The following is a 17,327-nucleotide window of genomic DNA, read 5'->3' as shown; positions in this document are numbered from 1 at the left end:
GCAAAAGACTGCGAGACACATCGTGAAGCGCTCCCGTTCCACCAACAAGGAATGCTCGATCGCCCGCGCCATGGAGGTGGTGGGCGACCGCTGGTCGATCCTACTGCTGCGGGAAGCCTATTATGGCACCAAGCGGTTCGACGAGTTTCAAAATTATCTCGGCGTGGCGCCGAACATTCTCAGCGCGCGGCTGAAGAAATTCGTCGATCTCGGCATGATGACGCGTGGGCCGCTGCCGGAGCATGGCGGGCGGTACGAATATGTATTGACCGAGAAGGGCCGCGATTTTTTCCCGACTTATCTCGCGCTCAAGAAATGGGGCGACGACTGGCTGGCGGAGCCGGCCGGACCGCAGGTGGTCTTCAGGGATCGCACGAGCGGGCAGAAGATCGAATATCCCGCCTTGCTGTCGGCGCGCGGCGAGCCGTTGCAGCTTGAAGACGTCGAGATCGTTGCTGGTTCTGGCGCCGTGCCTTTCAATCAAAAGCGATTTGGTGGGCAACTACCGCATGCAAAGGTCAAACCACGACGTATCAGCCAAGTTCTGAGCAAAGCCGCAACCGATAAGGACAAATAGCGTCACTAGCGCGAGACTCTTAGTGAGGCAGGTCACAGGTTCGAGCCGCGGTGCGCCCCACCAAGCACGAAGATCAAACGTCCACTATCAACGATGTCGGTATCGTTGGTTGCGCGTCCCCGATTCGAACCTACGCGTCGACCATTTCGGCCGACGCCCAGCACACTCATCGTCCACCCAGACTATCTGTCTGACGCCGCCAAATGATTGCGGTGCTGAACCTGCGCGCGAACGGAAAGTGCACGTATCTGGTGCGGTAGTCGCGCTGCCGGCTACCAGGACCCAGTAAGATATTGATCTTCTTGGTCAGCCCGGCAGGACTCGAACCTGCAACCAGACCGTTATGAGCAAGCCGGGTTAAGCTGACCTGCAATCGGAGCGAAGTTAGCGAACCTCCGATCGCGTTGAGATCAAAGAATCGCGCCGCCCCGGTTGGCGGACTCCTCATTTTCCGGCGCTCTGCAAGGTTTTCGGCCTGGCGCGACGGATACGGAGGCTGCTTAGTCGGTCAAGCGCCGGATTTTGACGATGCGCCAACGCGCTCCGTCGAACCATTTCTCGGCTACGCTGCGGGCCGCGTCCTCGTTAAGCGCCTTGAGGTCGGTCTTGAGGCTCTTTTTGCCATCGGCGAGTTGAATTCGAAACATTGCCATTTGCGACTCCTTGTGCCGGGGCGCAGCGTGGAGCTCACGTGATTAATCAAAGCTTAACAAGGGGGTCGCGAGGCACGTCCCAATGAAGTGGCTGCCAAGATGAGGGTCGGCGCCATCCGGAGCTCGGCGCGCGCGCCGAGATTGGCGGGCATCGTCCGATCCCTGTTGCCGACACGCATAGGCATTCCGACAACGCGAAAATCTCTAATGATCTCAACGGACCGACAGGCTGCAAGATGTCGGAATGGCGTTAGAAAACATTGCGGAAATTCGAAGACTTCGAAACTGAATACGAGCGTTCGATTCCCTTCACCCGCTCCAAGCTCCTTCATAGCGTTAGCGAGAGGCGGATTCATTCTGACAAGCGGGCTGCTCCAGATGCCCCGATGCTCGCTTTCCGATCGGTTGTTTCGTGCATCCCACATTGACGGGCCAAACTCAGCCGCCCGCCAGGTGAAACGACGGGACCATGCGGCGGGCGATCGCTTGGGTTGCCACGTCCGCGGAGCGCCGTAAGGCTCTGGTGTCGCGCCGTCCGAAATTTTTTCTGATCTAGCCCAAGGATTCCGCCACCTCGTTCGTCTCAATTGGTGAAGGCTTGCAAAATCTCTTTCCCGGCGCCCCGGTCCGTGGGGGAGTTACTATGGTCGTGATAAGGCGCATGCGATCGTGGTCCCGGACAGGACTGGCCGAGGAACCGTCTAACGGTCCCAATTTTCTTGCTCAATCCCGTCGACCTTGAGGAAAGGGCATGGGGGACGTCGTTCAGCTTATGACCGCAGAGGTGACTGAGCCGCTGGATGGCGGCGCCACGGATGAAGACCTCGTCAGTCTGGCCGCGCAGGGCAACCGTGCCGCATTCGAAGCCGTGTTGCGGCGACACTACGACCTCATGCACCGCGTTGCGTGGCGCATGACCGGCTCGCAGACCGACGCGCAGGACATTTGCCAGGATGTCTGCTGCGCGCTGGTGGAACGGATCGCTTCTTTCAGGGGTGAGGCGAAGTTCACAACCTGGTTGGTCGGGATCGTGCGCAACGCCTGCCATGACCACCATCGGCGCCATTCGACATTGATGCGCCTGAAAGGCCATCTCGCCGTGCTTGCCGGAATAGCGGCGCCGCCAGATGGCCGGGATCTTTTTCGTCGTAGCTGGCTGGCGAGCGAACTGGCGCGGCTTTCGCCGCTGCTGCGGGAGACGGTCGTTCTTGTGGTGGGCGAAGGCATGACGCATGCCGAGGCGGCCACGGCCCTCGGTGTCTCCGAGTCGACGATCTCAGGCCGCATGCACGAGGTCAGACGACAGGCGAGCCTCGTGAAGGACATTAGCGATGAGTTCTGATCACAACATCATGCGTTTGCCCGACCCACCGTCGCCTGCACCGGACGCGCATGCCGCGGCCGTGCAACAGGCGCTGCTGCGCTTCGATCAAAAAAACGCCGGAAGCGTCCAAGGAATGTCGACCGACATCCGTCTCATCGAGCGAACCGCCGCGTCCTTGCGGCCGTCACGCGAGAGGACTTCCATGAAGCGTACGCGATATCTCCTGGCCGCCAGCCTGGCCTGCATTGTTGCCGGATCGGGCGCCTATCTGCATCTCACGCGGTCACCGCAATTGGCGCATTTCGCTGCACCCGTCGAACAGAAGGCGGCGAGCAACGACGCCGCTCAAGCGGCGTCAATGGTGCAAGCGAAGAAGGAAAGCGACAACCAGGCCCCACCGCAAACGCAGATCCAAACCGTCACCGAGGCTGGAAAGCTTGACCCGCAGGGCAACCTGCCTTCGGCGGCCGCTGCGTCGGCTCCCGTCAGGCCGCGCATGGAGGACAAGGTCACGCGCCTGCTGCCTCCACCTCCAGCGGCGGCGCCTGGTCGGACGCCCGCTCCCATGCAGGGTTACACTTGGCGCAGCCGCGAGGATATCAACATCGATCAGAGCGCCATGCGGGCGCCGCCGTTAGCATCTGCGCAGCAGACGGCAGCGGCCGACGTCTTGCGCGAGCGCAGCCAGCGCGAGCGTGCTCCTGGCGCCTCGGAACCTGTCGGCCGCGACCAGTTTGCGAATGCGCCGGAAAACGCGTTCAAGGTCGCGCGCGATACACCTGTCTCGACATTCTCCATTGATGTCGATACGGCGTCATACGCGTTCGTCCGCGCGCAGCTTAACCGCAATATCCTGCCGCCACCCGCGTCCGTTCGGACCGAGGAGCTGATCAACTACTTTCCCTATGCCTATGAAGCGCCGACATCGGCCGACGAACCGTTCCGGGCCAACGTCGCCGTGTTTCCGAACCCCTGGGCGGAAGGCCGCAAGCTCATTCGCATCGGCGTCAAGGGTTATGCGCTGCAACAGACAAACCGACCGCGCGCGAATCTCGTTTTCCTGATCGATACATCGGGCTCGATGGAGCCGCAGAACCGCTTGCCGCTCGTGAAACAGTCGCTCGCCATGCTCGTGACCCAGCTGCAGCCCGAGGATCGCATCGCGATTGTGACCTACGCAGGGAATGCCGGCATGGCGCTCGAACCCACATCCGTGTCCGAGAAAGCGAAAATTCTGGCGGCGATCGATCGACTCGAGGCAGGCGGCAGCACCCCCGCCGGCGCCGAAGGCATCAGAAAAGCCTATGCGCTTGCCGAGCAGAACTTTGACGCCAGCAGCGTCAACCGCGTCATCCTCGCCACTGACGGCGACTTCAATGTCGGGATTACGAACAAGGATGAATTGAAAGGCTTCGTCGAGCGTCAGCGTGAAAAGGGCATTTTCCTCTCCGTGCTCGGCGTTGGTGCCGGCAACTACAACGACGCGTTGGCGCAGACGCTGGCGCAGAACGGCAATGGCGTCGCTGCCTACATTGATACGATCAACGAAGCCCGCAAGGTGCTGGTCGAAGAGGCGAGTTCGACGCTGTTTCCGATCGGCAAGGATGTGAAAATCCAGATTGAGTTCAATCCTGCGACCGTCGCCGAATATCGACTGATCGGCTACGAGACGCGACTTCTCAATCGCGATGATTTCACAAACGACAAGGTCGACGCCGGTGACGTCGGCTCGGGACAAACCGTGACGGCGCTTTACGACGTCGTGCCTGTCGGCGGTCCTCGATTGGTCGACGATCTTCGATACGGTGCGCGAGCTCCGACGAGCGGCTCGCCGTCGCCGGCCGAATATGCTTTCGTCAAGATTCGTTACAAGCTGCCGCGATCCGATCGAAGCGCGCTGATCAACACTCCCGTCGATAGCGGATCCGAATACGCTCGCTTCGAGAACGCGCCACTCGATGCCCGCTTTGCAACCAGTGTGGCCGCGTTCGGCGAGATTCTACGTGGCGGAAAGCACACCGGCCAGTTCGGGTATGACGACGTGCTGCGCATCGCCTCGGCAGCACGCGGCGACGATCCTTACGGCTATCGCTCCGAGTTCCTTCAATTGGTGCGCGCGGCCAAAACTGCGGGCGCATTGCAGCCGCAGCGCCCGTGATCGATTTTAGATTCTGTCGGCTGTCCTTGGGGAACCCGACCACTTGCTCCCCCATTCTGACCAAGGGAAATTCTGCAGTGATCTCAAAAGGCAAAAAAGGCCGAAAATGTCAGATCGCGTTCGCAGAGAAGCCACTAGGAATCGGTCGCCTATGGGTGGCGATCACCAATGGTGGGTCAATCGTCTAGCGCGGTTGGTTCGGATTTTCTTGCCACGTCGTCGAGTGCTCAGAAATCCACCTGGTCGCGTCGTGCTCCGTCATAAAACCCTTGATAACTTCCGTTTCGCCATCGGGCCATAGAATATCGATCCTCCAGCCGGTGCCGGGATTCTTGCAAGCCATGAAAGCTGGTCGCTGCTCGATCATCGGGGGACTATGCGCCGACGGTGGCCAGCTACAAGCCAGTGATCCTGCCACACTTCGCTTTCTGGCCGCGCAATTCTATTGGCGCTGAAATCCCGATTAACGCCGATCCTTTCCGTGATCGGGAGGCTCCGGTAGTTATCCCTCGATAATGAGGCGACCCAGGAACGCATTGCAGGCCCGCTCGGCTTCAGCGAACGTGCTGAAGGGCCATCCGGACACTTGAGCCGCGGGCATATTCAGAAAGCCTGGGCGGTATGACGCAACATAACCTGGCTCTCCATGTAGGCCAGGTCCACTTCGGCTCTCGCTGCTGATAACGAATGAATAGTCGTCGCTGCTTGCGATCCAAATTTCCAGATCCTCAGCAGTTTCCACGCGGCGAAAGTGCAGGGCCATTTTCACCCTCCACCAGGCAGGGGCCCAAGCTTGGTCCTCCGCGGTCATCCAGATGACGCTTAACCTGCTTTTGTGCGGTTGGCCGCTTCAGCATCCCGCGCCAGCCGTTCCGCCTTTAGGCGCTCTCGATTGTCGTGGAGTGCTTTTTGCGCTTTTGCGTATTCGGTCATAGTTTCCTTCGCCCTGACCGTTTTGAAGATCTTATGGGCTTCGCGGTCTGCAGCTGTTGGTGCCCGTCGGCTTCGGTCGTTAGTCATTGTTGACCTCCCATTTGGGCTTAACGAGTCAACGCATAGATATGGCTTTCGATCCTGTCGGCTAGCGGGTGCAAGCAAACTCTGTCCGCTGCCAGCTGTTAGCGGCATCGGTAGCGGACCGGCGGCACGATCGCGGAAGCGCCAAGAAGTGCAGGGGTTGCAGGGGGCGCACTCGCTCGCCAGGATTTCACCCGCATTTCTTGATGGTCCAGTCTGCATTGTCCGCACCATCCTTGAAAAATGGGCGCTTTCAAATTTCGGCTTGCTCCCCTGAGACCTTGCCATCCCCGTTATCGTCATCGACGATAGAAAGGCCGGGCATCCCTGCCTGGCCTTTCTTTTTCTTTTAAGCACTGAACGGATTGGAGTTAGAAATCCATACCGCCCATACCGCCGCCTGGAGGCATACCGCCGGCGCCTGCGTTCTTCTTCGGCACTTCGGCCACCATGGCTTCGGTGGTAATCAGGAGCGCGGCAACGGAGGCCGCGTTCTGGATGGCTACGCGAACAACCTTGGTCGGGTCGATGATGCCCTTGGAGATCAAATTGACATATTCGCCGGTCTGGGAGTCGTAGCCGTAGCCGTACTGGTCCTTCTCAAGGATCTTGCCGACGATTACGGAGCCGTCCTCGCCTGCGTTGATCGCGATCTGGCGAGCCGGATAGGACAGCGCCTTGCGGACGATCTCGACGCCGGTCTTCTGGTCGTCGTTCTTGGTGCGAAGTCCCTTGAGGTGCTGGGAAGCACGGAGCAGGGCGACGCCGCCGCCCGGCACGATGCCTTCTTCAACCGCCGCACGGGTCGCATGCATCGCGTCATCAACGCGATCCTTGCGCTCCTTTACCTCGACCTCAGTCGCACCGCCGACGCGGATCACCGCGACGCCGCCCGCGAGCTTGGCCAGACGTTCCTGCAGCTTCTCGCGGTCGTAGTCCGAAGTGGTCTCCTCGATCTGCGCCTTGATTTGCTGCACGCGGGCCTCGATGTCGGCCTTCTTACCGGCGCCGCTAATGATTGTGGTGTTCTCCTTGTCGATCATCACCCTCTTGGCGCGACCGAGCATGGCGAGCGTGACGTTCTCCATCTTGATGCCGAGATCTTCCGAAATCGCCTGACCGCCGGTCAGGATCGCGATGTCCTGCAGCATGGCCTTGCGGCGATCGCCGAAGCCCGGAGCCTTGACGGCCGCGACCTTCAGGCCGCCACGCAGGCGGTTGACGACGAGGGTGGCGAGCGCTTCGCCTTCGACGTCTTCCGCGACAATTACAAGCGGCTTGCCGCTTTGCACCACGGCTTCCAGCAGCGGAAGCAATTCATTCAACTGAGATAGCTTCTTCTCGTTGATCAGGACGTAGGCATCTTCCATTTCAACGCGCATCTTGTCGGCGTTGGTGACGAAGTAGGGCGAGATGTAGCCGCGGTCGAACTGCATGCCCTCGACGACATCGAGCTCGGTCTCAAGCGACTTGGCTTCCTCGACCGTAATCACGCCCTCGTGGCCAACCTTCTTCATGGCGTCGGCGAGGAACTTGCCGATCTCGGCATCGCCGTTGGCCGAAATGGTGCCGACCTGGGCGATCTCCTCGTTCGAGGTGACCTTCTTCGAGTTCTTGACGAGGTCGGCGACCACGGCTTCCACAGCCAGGTCGATACCACGCTTCAGGTCCATCGGGTTCATGCCGGCGGCAACCGACTTGGCGCCTTCACGGACGATCGCAGCCGCCAGCACGGTGGCGGTGGTGGTGCCGTCGCCGGCCGCGTCTGCGGACTTGGAGGCGACTTCACGCACCATCTGGGCGCCCATGTTCTCGAACTTGTCGTCAAGCTCGATCTCCTTGGCGACGGTGACGCCGTCCTTGGTGATGCGGGGAGCGCCGAATGACTTCTCGAGCACGACGTTGCGGCCCTTCGGACCGAGCGTAACCTTTACGGCGTTGTTGAGGATGTCGACACCGCGCAGCATGCGGTCGCGGGCGTCGACCCCGAATTTAACTTCCTTGGCTGACATAATGATCTCCGTTTTCAGCTGTCCCAATCCCAAGGGCCGCGCAACCGCGCCAGCTCTTGAGGGATGAGATTTTAGCTTGCGGCCGCATCCTTCGAGGCGCCGGCTGCGCCGGTTCCTCAGGGTGAGGGCGAGTTTCGCGCTTAGGCGGCCTTCTTCTTCGAGGCGGGAGCGTCGGTGAGCACGCCCATGATGTCGCTCTCTTTCATGATCAAGAGCTCCTGGTCGTCGATCTTGACCTCGGTGCCCGACCACTTGCCGAACAGCACGCGGTCGCCGACCTGGATGTCGATCGGGATCAGCTTGCCGGCCTCGTCGCGGCCACCGGGGCCGACGGCGATGACTTCGCCCTGGGAGGGCTTTTCCTTGACTGTGTCGGGAATGATGATGCCGCCTGCGGTCTTCTCTTCGGCGTCGATGCGCTTGACCACGACGCGGTCGTGGAGCGGACGGAATTGCATGCGATCCTCCTTGGCCTTTTGATTATTTTCTGGATTGGCAGTCGCAATGGACGAGTGCTAGCCACCCGTCACATAAGACCGCGCCACTGGGACACAAGGGCTTCCGCCCGCGATATTGACGATAGCTTGAGTTTCTCAGGTAGAGTGAGCGTTGGCCGGAAGTATGTGGCCGACTGCAAAAACGACCCGTTTGACCCCAAACGGACATGAGACGCCTCGCCCCTTGGCACTAACCAGTCTCGGGATAGGCTGACTTAGAAGGGGCGGGGACTATTCGGATCTATCGACCGATAGCGAGGCAGGCTTCTCGAAGGCAACGCGTTCTCCGGCTCACGTCGGACCAGCTAAGCTCAAGAAAGAGGAACGTTGTCCCAGTGCACTTCTGTCCATAGCTGAAATTAAAGAAGCAATATCGATCGTCGCGAAATTGCAGAAGGTGTCCGAGACGGCATAAGGAAAGATGATTTTGTCACGATGGCGCATCGCACCGCATGTGTAGACGACGTTCGGAACATAACCCTCGCGTTCGGAAGGATGCGGACGCAATAGCGGTTCACGCAGCCGCGCGAGCACCTTCGACGGATCCTTTTTGTCAAGCAACGCGGCTCCTATCGAATATTTGCGCACCGGACCGACACCGTGCGTGAGCAGCAGCCACCCTTCATCGAGCTCGATCGGCGATCCACAATTACCTATCTGCACGAACTCCCAAGGGTAGAGCGGCTTCAGGATTGGTTGGCCGCCATCCCAAGTATAAAGATCGTCGGAGTAGATCAGATATAGGTTTTCGTTGTCCTGGCGCGCGATCATCGCGTATTTTCCGTCGATTTTCTGCGGGAATAGGGCCATGCCCTTGTTGCGCGCGGCGCTACCCTTCAAGTTTGTCAGCCGGAACGATACAAAATCGGACGTCTCGAGAAGTTCTGATCGGATCGCCCGCCCGCTATAGGCGGTGTAGGTCGCGTAGTAGATCTTCGGTTCACCGCCGAATTGCACAAAGCGGGCGTCCTCGATTCCGTTTGATTGAGCTTCCGTGACTGGAAAGATCACCCGCTCACTGATGTCGTTTCCGACCGTGAAAGAGACATCGACATTGTTGCTGCCTGCGCCCGACGTCAGCTTCACGACGTCAGGGCTCGACGCAAGACGCGCCGTCGGGTCGATGTTGACGGTGCCGTCTGCCGTGACAAACCCCGATCGGAATGTCAGGGAGGACACATGACCCTCGCCAACGGCACGAAGGCTGAGGATGAAGCGAAGACTGCCAACAGGCGACGCTGACTGATCGGGATGTGCCACGATGCTCGGATTGAACAAGGCCGATGCTTCGAACGAATATTCGTTGAGGAAATAAGCGCCGACGAGTTGGCGCTGGATCTGCGTGAACGCTACGTGGTCGGCCAACGCTTCTTCCATCTCCGCGGCGCGTGCCTCAAAGGTCTGCAAGAGGTTGCGGTGACGACCGAGGAAGTTCTCCAGAACGTCCGACAATTGACGGTCTGCTGCGTCGGGGGCCAGCGCGAGAACCCGTTCAACGATATGGTTGGCACGGGTTTTGTCCGTCGGATTAAGGTCGCGCGGCTCCGTTGCGGGCTTGAAAGACCGAACGATGACACGTGCGGGATCAGGCCGCAGATGAATGGCTTGGCGGTTTAGGAAAGGAACTTTCGACAAGAGGTCCTCGAATGATTGAATGCGCAATGGTTAGCAGCGCGCCCTCACGCGACCAGCGGGGCAGGCCTGCCGCGACTTTCGCTCAAGCGGGCAATTTGTCGGATCTCGGAAAGGCCGAGCAGATACGACACCACGGATTCTCCACCCCGGTTTTCGTTCGGACGATCGGGGTGCAGGCCATCGCGGCAGCTTCCCGTTTCCAGATCAACCAGGGAGACCGACAAATCATTACTGCCGAGAAACCAGGCGAATACCCGCGCCGCCTCGTTTTTCCATTGTACATCATGATCCACGCGCCACGCGGCAAGGCAAGCCGCGATGGTCGCCGCAGCCTCCAGCGGCTGCTGGTCGAAGACTTGCGGCGGCTGCCGTCGATCACCAAATCCCGCCGTGCCGACCGGGCGAAAATGCCCCTTCGGTGAGGTTTGTTGGCGCACAAGCCAGCGCAGCGACTCCAGTCCGATATTGACATACCGCGATGTTTTGCTCGCCATACCGGTCAGTATGAGTGCCTGGGACAATCGAGCGTTATCGTAGGCCAACCCATCCTCGAACCAGACCCAGTCATGAGTTGCCACGGTATCGAAAATAAAGATCAACTGATTGGCGAGGACAGTACGCAGACGGGTCGCGCGTAAATCATTCGGAACGGCAGAGCAGTAGGCATTGAGCCCAAGCAACACAAATGCCCATGCCCGCGGTGAGCGAAACCCCTCCGCCGCCGTCAGCGCTTCAGAAAATAGCGATGCGGCCCAGGATCGCCGCGACAGGTTGGCGTCCGTAAGCGCGCAAACGCCCAAGGCCCAAAGCGTTCGTCCGTGACTATCCTCGGATCCTTTGTCCTCCAGCCAGCAGCGATTAAAGCCCATGAAATTGCGAAAACGTTGTGTGCCGGGATTCCAAGCGTGCTGGACGAAGGCGGCAAATCGGGCCGTCAGGGCTTCTGGCAGTCGCTCTTCACCCGGGTTGTTGAGGGCACAGGCGACCAGCAGGGCGCGGGCATTGTCGTCGACGCAGTAGCCGTGGGTGCGGTCCGGTACATTGTGAATGGCGTGCTGAAACAGCCCGGTGTCGTCGCACATCGACAGGAAGTGGTCGATTCGCATTTCCGGCGGAGCACGGCTGTCGCGCAACAGCGAACTGGTATCCGAACGCGCAATCGTCTTCAGCCGATGCTTCCGGCCGGCATTTTCAAACACCGACATGTAGCGTTCGGCGGTCCGTTCCCAAGTCATGGAGCGGCTCGTCGAATAGGCGCGCCTACACATCGCTTGCCGCAGCACGTCGTTGGTCAAGAGCTTTGCGATTTCGATGCCGATCGCGGCCGCGTCGCCAAAGGGAACCAGAATGCCGCGGCCATTAGCGAGCAGTTCGCGGGCATGCCAATACGGGGTGGAAACGACGGCTTTGCCGAGCCCGAAACTATAGGCGAGCGTGCCCGACGTCATCTGGGCTTCGTTCAGATACGGCGTCACATAAACATCGGCCATCGAGATAAAATCGAGCAACCTCTTCTGGTCGACAAACTGATTGAGAAGAATCACGTGATCCTCGACGCCAGCTTGGCGTGCATGCGCCAATAGGCTCTCGCGATAGGCCTCGCCCTGATCGCGCACGAGATTCGGATGCGTTGCACCAAGCACGACGTAAACGGCATCTGGGCGGGTTTTCAGGATCGCGGGCATCGCATCGATCATGACTTCGATACCCTTGTTCGGCGACAACAGGCCGAACGTCAGGATGACGGACTTGTTGCTGAAGCCGAGCCTCGCCTTGGCCGCGTCGGGTTCGGCGAATGCAAATTCCGGAATACCGTGTGGTACGAATTCGATCTTCTCGTCGGGGACCTGATAGACCGAGCGTAACAGCTCCCGGCCTTTCTCAGCCATCACCACGACCTTGGATGACGCCTCGACGATCCGTGCGATGACCTCGCGCTGGGCCCTTGTCGGTTCGGGCAGGACCGTATGTAGCGTTGTCACGATCGGAATGGTCAGGCGCGACAGCAGGCTCAAGATCTGACTGCCGGCTTCGCCGCCGAAAATGCCGAACTCATGCTGTAGAGACACCGCCCCGAACCCACCGCTGTTCAGGTATTCGGCGGCGCGGACGTAGTCATCCGGCCGATCATCATTGATCTGAAGGCCGACCGTACTCGGGTAATCGTAGAGCTGCCCGTGATCGGTCATCGCCACGATGACGGTTTCCAGATCACTTCGCGAGGCCGCAACGGCGCACTGCAGATCGGTGGTAAAGGTCGCGATGCCACAGCGCCGGGGTAATGAGTTTCCGATGAACGCGATACGATTTACGACTGCCAACTTGGTATCTCCGTTCGTCGGAATAGGGTATGCGCGATGAATGGCAGGAAAAATCGGCTGGCTTCAGTCCTTTACAGTTCGTGGAGGAGGTGGACCGGTCCAGGCGGGAAGTGCGTCCCATTCTGCCCAGCGCATGCGTCGCTCTTCATCTCCGACTTTGATAAAAACAAATGGGGCATCATCCGTCCCAGTCTTTGATCCGGCGAATGTCGCGGGAAGTCCGTTTGCGTTCCTGAACGTTGCGGTGTTCGACAATGCAGTCTCCTGTCCCGCGATGTACTTCGCGATTTGCCAATCAATTGAAGACGGCCTCCCGGTGCAAAATGACCGACATAGCGACCAGCAGGGCCGTCAAGATCGGCAGCAGAACCGGCGGTACCAGCCAGCTACGAAAACTGAATTTTGGAGTATCGGACATCGAACCGCCTGCTCGGGTGAGGCGGGAGCGCGAAGCTCACAGTCACCGGTAAATGCCGTGGGCCGGGCGGTGATGTTTGGAATTTAAGTATCCGCTCGCCGAATTGCGAGGCGCGGGGGCCGGCCAAATCAGCTTTATTTGCCGCATCTTCGGCCTGACAACTTTCACGGCTGATTCCTTCCGCCTCACCGACAGTCCACTTTTCGAGCGAAGATACTTTCGAAATGGGCTGGAACGTTTGGTCTCCACCAGCTGTTGCTTTCGTGGCGACGGGATCTTCGCGAGGAGCGGGACGGTCGCCATATAGCGACTGAGGCGGCGTGGTGCCCGCCCGGTGGCGGTACCCCACCCATAAGCGAGTAGCCCCAGGAGCGAGTAGCCCCAGGAACGGACTCAATCTCACTTATTGTCGTAATTCGCTTGATCTGAAAGACAAAGTGCAAGTCAAGGTCCTGCGCGGGCGCCTGAAGCTGTCGGACGTGCAGTTCGCCAGCATCGTTGAAAGATCCGGCGCGCATCTGTCTTGGCGTCGCGATCGTCGGTGCGGCGTTGTTCGCCCGCAGTAACGCTCACAGGCGCCTTTATCGTGCAATGAGGGCGAAAGCCCGGCGCCTTTGCCAAAGCGCCGGGCGAACGCGAATATATCCCTATCGAGCAATGGAAGATAAGACGCTCTTACTCTGGCGCTGCATATCCGTACATGTACGGCTCGTGGGCGTTGGATGAAATCCAAGCCCGTAAGGCTCATGTCAGTCGAGCGATCTAGGCTGGGCGCGGCATGGACTGCGACCTACTCTATTTCCGTCTCTCGCTCGCTTGGCTGGTGATAGTCGCCGCCGGGTTCGTCTACGTGCTGCTCGCCTAAGGCCGCCTCAGTTGGCGGCCTTACCGTAGAGCCCCGCAAATGTTCCGGCCCCACCAGTTCCTTTGGGCGCCATTCGCTCTGCGAGTTGCGACAATAGGCCTGAAATAAACACTCGCTATTCCTTCTAGACGGGCAGACAGTAAGTCCATCACCGCCCGAACCCGTGGCTTATGTCGGTGACGAGAACGCCCGATCGCGCTCCCGCCTTCCTCTAACGGAATGGAGTGCGCCATGTCCATGAATCGACATCTCATACACACTCAATCACTTGAACAGCGTCTTGGCATCCAGGCAGAGCGGCTCCGCAAGGAGGCTCGGGGAACTCCCCCAGGCATCGAGCGCCAACGCCTAATCCGCAAGGCTCGTCTGGCCGAAACCGGCTCACAGTTGAGCGACTGGCTGCGGTCGCCGGCTTTGCGAACGTCGACATGAGGGGCCGATACCATTCCAATGCGCAAAGCGGCGCGAGCAGGATAGTCAATTTTCGTAAGCGATGGGCGAACAAGAGCGATACGGCAATCAAGGCGGTCCTGAATTACTTCTGGAGCAGACAGACCGACAGAAGTTCTGCCGCGATACAGAAGGACAGGCTCCGCAAATAAAGAGGTAATCGCACTCGAAAGATGCACTATCCGGGATTTTGTTCGTACCCTCTCGGGGCTAGGGAAACGCCGTCCGTATTTATTTCAAGCGGGCGGCGCAATTTTGTCTGGTCCGCCTCAGTGTTGTCCCGGAATCACCCGCGTAGGAACGGTCAGCTCACTGGGCCATTGAACATTCATCATCGACCGGACCTCGGCAATTACCGGTGACTGCGTCGATCGCGTTCGCAGAGAAGCCGCTAGGGATCGGTCGCCTATGGGTGGCGATCACCAATGGTGGGTCAATCGTCTAGCGCGGTTGGTTCGGATTTTCTTGCCACGTCGTCGAGTGCTCAGAAATCCACCTGGTCGCGTCATGCTCCGTAACAAAACCCTTGATAACTTCCGTTTCGCCATCGGGCCACAGAATATCGATCCTCCAGCCGGTGCCGGGATTTTTGCAAGCCATGAAGGCTGGTCGCTGCTCGATCATCGGAGGACTATGCGCCGACGGTGGCCCGCTACAAGCCAGTGATCCTGCCACACTTCGCTTTCTCGCCTCGCAATCCTATTGGCGCTGAAATCCCGATCAACGCCGATCCTTTTCCGTGATCGGGAGGCTCCGGTAGTTATCCCTCGATAATGAGGCGACCCAGGAACGCATTGCAGGCCCGCTCGGCTTCAGCAAACGTGCTGAAGGGCGATCCGGACACTTGAGCCGCGGGCATATTTAGCCCGTCCTATTCGTGAGAGTGCGTTTTTTTAGTCCGATTGATGTGGCCGCACATCTGCTCTGACGAGGCGCGCGGGATTGCCTTCGGCTTTTCACCGCCTGACGACCGGTACTTTGCAACGCGCTTGAGGTGTAGGTTGGGCGAACGGGGGGCGGACGCCCCGCCGGTCAAGGACCGAGCGGCAGCAGCGCGCTTGGCAAGCCGCGGATCAGGTCGGCTTCGGGACATGCCGCGGCAAACGCAAGGCGAATGCGGCTCGTGGTCTCGACGACACGGGCAGCGAGTTTCAAGAGACGAAGACGCAGCGTCGCGAACTCGGCTGTGGCCAATTCCCGGGCTTTGGGAATCGCGTCGCGCACGGTCAGCATCAGCCAATAAGCGGCGGTGTGGAGAACGAGGCGGACTTGATTGGCGAGCGCCGAACGGCAGCTGGTGCGATCGGAGGCGAGCTGTGTCTTATGCAGCTTGATCAGATTCTCGGCTTGGCCGCGCGCGCAATACAGGCTGTCGTAGATCCACTCGGCCGAGCCGACATCGAGGCTGGTGACGACGAAGCGGATGTCGAGGCCGAGCATCGTCGCCTCAATACGGGCGACGGTGCGCCGTTCGCGATCCCAGGACTTTGCCTTGTGGCGCGTCTCGGTATAGCCGCGCAGAACAGCTAGGTTCTCGATGGCGCGTCGGGTGCGGATATCGTCGGCGACCTCGTCGACTTTTCTGGCGAGCGGCCTGGTACCGGACAGACCGAAGATGTAGTCGATGCCGTTGTTCTCGCACCACGTCATCGCCTCCGGCCGAGCATAGTGCCCGTCGCCACGGAACGTAATTCGCGTCTTGTGCCATCGCGTGCGGATGTGCCGCACCAGGCGGCGCAGATGGGCACGCACCTCGACGCCGCCCGGCGTCTTGCCGGGCCGCAGCACGACCGCCACGGGCCGGCTCTTCTCCGTGTCGTAGACGTGGATCGGCAGGAAGCAGCGTTCGTCATAATGAGCGTTGAACAGCGAGAGCTGCTGATGGCCGTGGACGACATCGCAGGTATCATCGATGTCGAGCGTGACGGATGCAGGCTCGCGCGGGTAGCTATCCATCCATGCGTCGACCAAAGTGTAGGTCAGTCGGATCACGTCGCGCAGGCGGGGAGCATTCTCCAGCCGCGACAGCGTCGGTTGGGAACACAGATCGCGACCGCTGTCTGGTAGCCGTCCACAGGCCAGCTTGAATGCGGGATCGGACCGCAGATGATCGAGGTCATCGGCGTCCTCGTAGCCGCAGCAGATCGCGAACATGCGAGCGCGAAACATATCGACAAGGCTGTGCACGACCCGCGTCGGATCGCGCCGATCCGGGAACACCCGGGCCAAATTGTTGGCCAAACCGAGACGTCGCTCGGCCATCGCAAGAAGCATCACGCCCCCGTTCGAGGTCAGCCGACCGCCATCGAAGGCAGCTGTGACTTTCTTGGCGTGAACGGCTGGAAACGAGAAGGGTAGACTCGTATCATCGGTCATGGCGGGCGTGGCGTTCGCGGTGGAAGGTGATGGGGTTGGCTTCGCAACCGAATCCTACGCTTCATCAGCGCTTTACACCACGCTCGCCAGCCTCTCAGGCGCCCTCTGACGAATAAGACGGGTTAGAAAGCCTGGGCGATATGACGCAACATAACCGGGCTCTCCATGTAGGCCAGGTCCACTTCGATGTCTCAATCGGCTTGCCGTTCTCCAACATGCCCGATCCTGTCGTTAAGCTCGTGATTGATGCGCATTCCGGCCCGTCGCTTTGCCGGTTCGGGCAGCCTCGACCGCACGCTGCTCTGTACCAATTCGCCATCCAGCTCAGAACCGGTGACTCCTACTAGAGTTTGATCCCTTCCATCGATTTTCTCAACTCATCGGCCGATTGTTTGGCGAGAGCGCCGCCTTGCACGCTGACCCACGTCTCTGGCCACGCCTTCTTAATTCTTGAGATCGTGTGGCCGCCTAGTTTCGGGGGCGGGACCGTGCCGCTGCTATCGATGACCAGTGTCCCTATGAAGACGTCATCGTTACTATGTGCGCAATTCGAGAGACCAATACAATGGACGAGTTCGTGCACAAGGATGTGCAGCCGCATTGCCTGGCCAGCGTCCGCGCGGCCGACTTTCGGGGTTGCAGGCACCCGCAGCTTCACTGAATTCATCGAAGGGCCACTACGGGAGTCGACGATGGTCTGTACGGCGCTGCCGTGGAGGCCGGAGCCCGGATACGTTTCGGCCACGATCGGGCTGCCAGCTGCACCGTCAGCCTTTCTGAACGCAAGATAGACGCCGTTCTGCTTGAGAAGCTCGTTGATCGTCGTGATCGCTGTATCGAGATCATTGACCCAAACGCTTGGGGTGAAGCTCGGCCCAGGGAATATCTTTAGCTCACCCGTGCGCCGGACCCGTTCGGGCCAAGGCGTAATCTCCGGTTCCGTACACGCCACGATGCGGCCCCCCGTAGAAGGTCGATACAACGTCCTTAAGATCTATGTCTCGCCCTTGTTCAAATCGGTTCA

Annotated in this window: 11 protein-coding genes; 3 read left to right on the top strand and 8 right to left on the bottom strand. The window is 59.7% G+C overall.

The window, feature by feature from the left end:
- Positions 1-70 precede the first annotated feature (70 nt).
- Positions 71-577 carry a winged helix-turn-helix transcriptional regulator gene (locus ACVIGA_RS09150; RefSeq protein ID WP_456666128.1) on the top strand — a complete coding sequence of 169 codons (507 nt, stop codon included), beginning with the start codon at positions 71-73 and terminating at the stop codon, positions 575-577.
- Between the two features lie 500 nt (positions 578-1,077).
- Here ACVIGA_RS09150 and ACVIGA_RS09145 read toward each other — a convergent pair whose 3' ends face one another.
- A complete protein-coding gene (locus tag ACVIGA_RS09145; protein WP_456666127.1) occupies positions 1,078-1,230 on the bottom strand; it encodes a hypothetical protein in 153 nt (50 codons plus the stop codon).
- A gap of 751 nt (positions 1,231-1,981) precedes the next feature.
- Here ACVIGA_RS09145 and ACVIGA_RS09140 point away from each other — a divergent pair.
- Together ACVIGA_RS09140 and ACVIGA_RS09135 are read left to right on the top strand one after the other, a co-directional pair.
- Complete coding sequence (locus ACVIGA_RS09140) at positions 1,982-2,572, top strand: RNA polymerase sigma factor (protein ID WP_456666126.1); 591 nt, start codon at positions 1,982-1,984, stop codon at positions 2,570-2,572.
- Entirely contained in the window at positions 2,562-4,712 is a 2,151-nt protein-coding gene (locus ACVIGA_RS09135) for a vWA domain-containing protein (protein ID WP_456666125.1), read from the top strand. Before ACVIGA_RS09140 ends, ACVIGA_RS09135 begins: the two co-directional genes overlap by 11 nt.
- Before the next feature lie 822 nt (positions 4,713-5,534).
- On the opposite strand, the gene ACVIGA_RS09130 is transcribed toward ACVIGA_RS09135, so the two are convergent.
- From ACVIGA_RS09130 to ACVIGA_RS09100, 7 genes are all read right to left on the bottom strand, one after another.
- Positions 5,535-5,732, bottom strand: a complete 198-nt coding sequence (locus ACVIGA_RS09130; protein WP_456666124.1) for a hypothetical protein — start codon at positions 5,730-5,732, stop codon at positions 5,535-5,537.
- A 368-nt stretch (positions 5,733-6,100) separates the two neighbouring features.
- Positions 6,101-7,741, bottom strand: coding sequence for a chaperonin GroEL (groL, locus tag ACVIGA_RS09125; RefSeq protein WP_456666123.1), 1,641 nt, complete (start codon positions 7,739-7,741; stop codon positions 6,101-6,103).
- A gap of 140 nt (positions 7,742-7,881) precedes the next feature.
- Positions 7,882-8,199: a co-chaperone GroES gene (locus tag ACVIGA_RS09120; protein ID WP_456666122.1), complete on the bottom strand. Its 318-nt coding sequence runs from the start codon at positions 8,197-8,199 to the stop codon at positions 7,882-7,884.
- Between the two features lie 330 nt (positions 8,200-8,529).
- Positions 8,530-9,873 (bottom strand): glycoside hydrolase family 130 protein, encoded by a 1,344-nt coding sequence (locus ACVIGA_RS09115; RefSeq protein ID WP_456666121.1) that lies wholly within the window; start codon positions 9,871-9,873, stop codon positions 8,530-8,532.
- Positions 9,874-9,917: 44 nt separating this feature from the next.
- A complete protein-coding gene (locus ACVIGA_RS09110) occupies positions 9,918-12,194 on the bottom strand; it encodes a glycosyltransferase family 4 protein (protein WP_456666120.1) in 2,277 nt (758 codons plus the stop codon).
- 2,765 nt (positions 12,195-14,959) lie between these two features.
- Entirely contained in the window at positions 14,960-16,303 is a 1,344-nt protein-coding gene (locus ACVIGA_RS09105) for an IS1380 family transposase (RefSeq protein ID WP_456666119.1), read from the bottom strand.
- Positions 16,304-16,646: 343 nt separating this feature from the next.
- Positions 16,647-17,255 carry a hypothetical protein gene (locus ACVIGA_RS09100; protein ID WP_456666118.1) on the bottom strand — a complete coding sequence of 203 codons (609 nt, stop codon included), beginning with the start codon at positions 17,253-17,255 and terminating at the stop codon, positions 16,647-16,649.
- Positions 17,256-17,327 lie beyond the last annotated feature (72 nt).

This window comes from Bradyrhizobium sp. USDA 3240 (assembly GCF_054063295.1).
This window is presented reverse-complemented; position numbering and strand designations above follow the sequence as displayed.

Excerpts from the sequence above, each read along its gene's own strand:
- ACVIGA_RS09105 (WP_456666119.1), bottom strand. The coding sequence starts at position 16,303 with ATGACCGATGATACGAGTCTACCCTTCTCGTTTCCAGCCGTTCACGCC.
- groL (WP_456666123.1), bottom strand. The coding sequence starts at position 7,741 with ATGTCAGCCAAGGAAGTTAAATTCGGGGTCGACGCCCGCGACCGCATG.
- ACVIGA_RS09145 (WP_456666127.1), bottom strand. The coding sequence starts at position 1,230 with ATGGCAATGTTTCGAATTCAACTCGCCGATGGCAAAAAGAGCCTCAAG.
- ACVIGA_RS09120 (WP_456666122.1), bottom strand. The coding sequence starts at position 8,199 with ATGCAATTCCGTCCGCTCCACGACCGCGTCGTGGTCAAGCGCATCGAC.
- ACVIGA_RS09135 (WP_456666125.1), top strand. The coding sequence starts at position 2,562 with ATGAGTTCTGATCACAACATCATGCGTTTGCCCGACCCACCGTCGCCT.
- ACVIGA_RS09150 (WP_456666128.1), top strand. The coding sequence starts at position 71 with ATGGAGGTGGTGGGCGACCGCTGGTCGATCCTACTGCTGCGGGAAGCC.
- ACVIGA_RS09140 (WP_456666126.1), top strand. The coding sequence starts at position 1,982 with ATGGGGGACGTCGTTCAGCTTATGACCGCAGAGGTGACTGAGCCGCTG.
- ACVIGA_RS09130 (WP_456666124.1), bottom strand. The coding sequence starts at position 5,732 with ATGACTAACGACCGAAGCCGACGGGCACCAACAGCTGCAGACCGCGAA.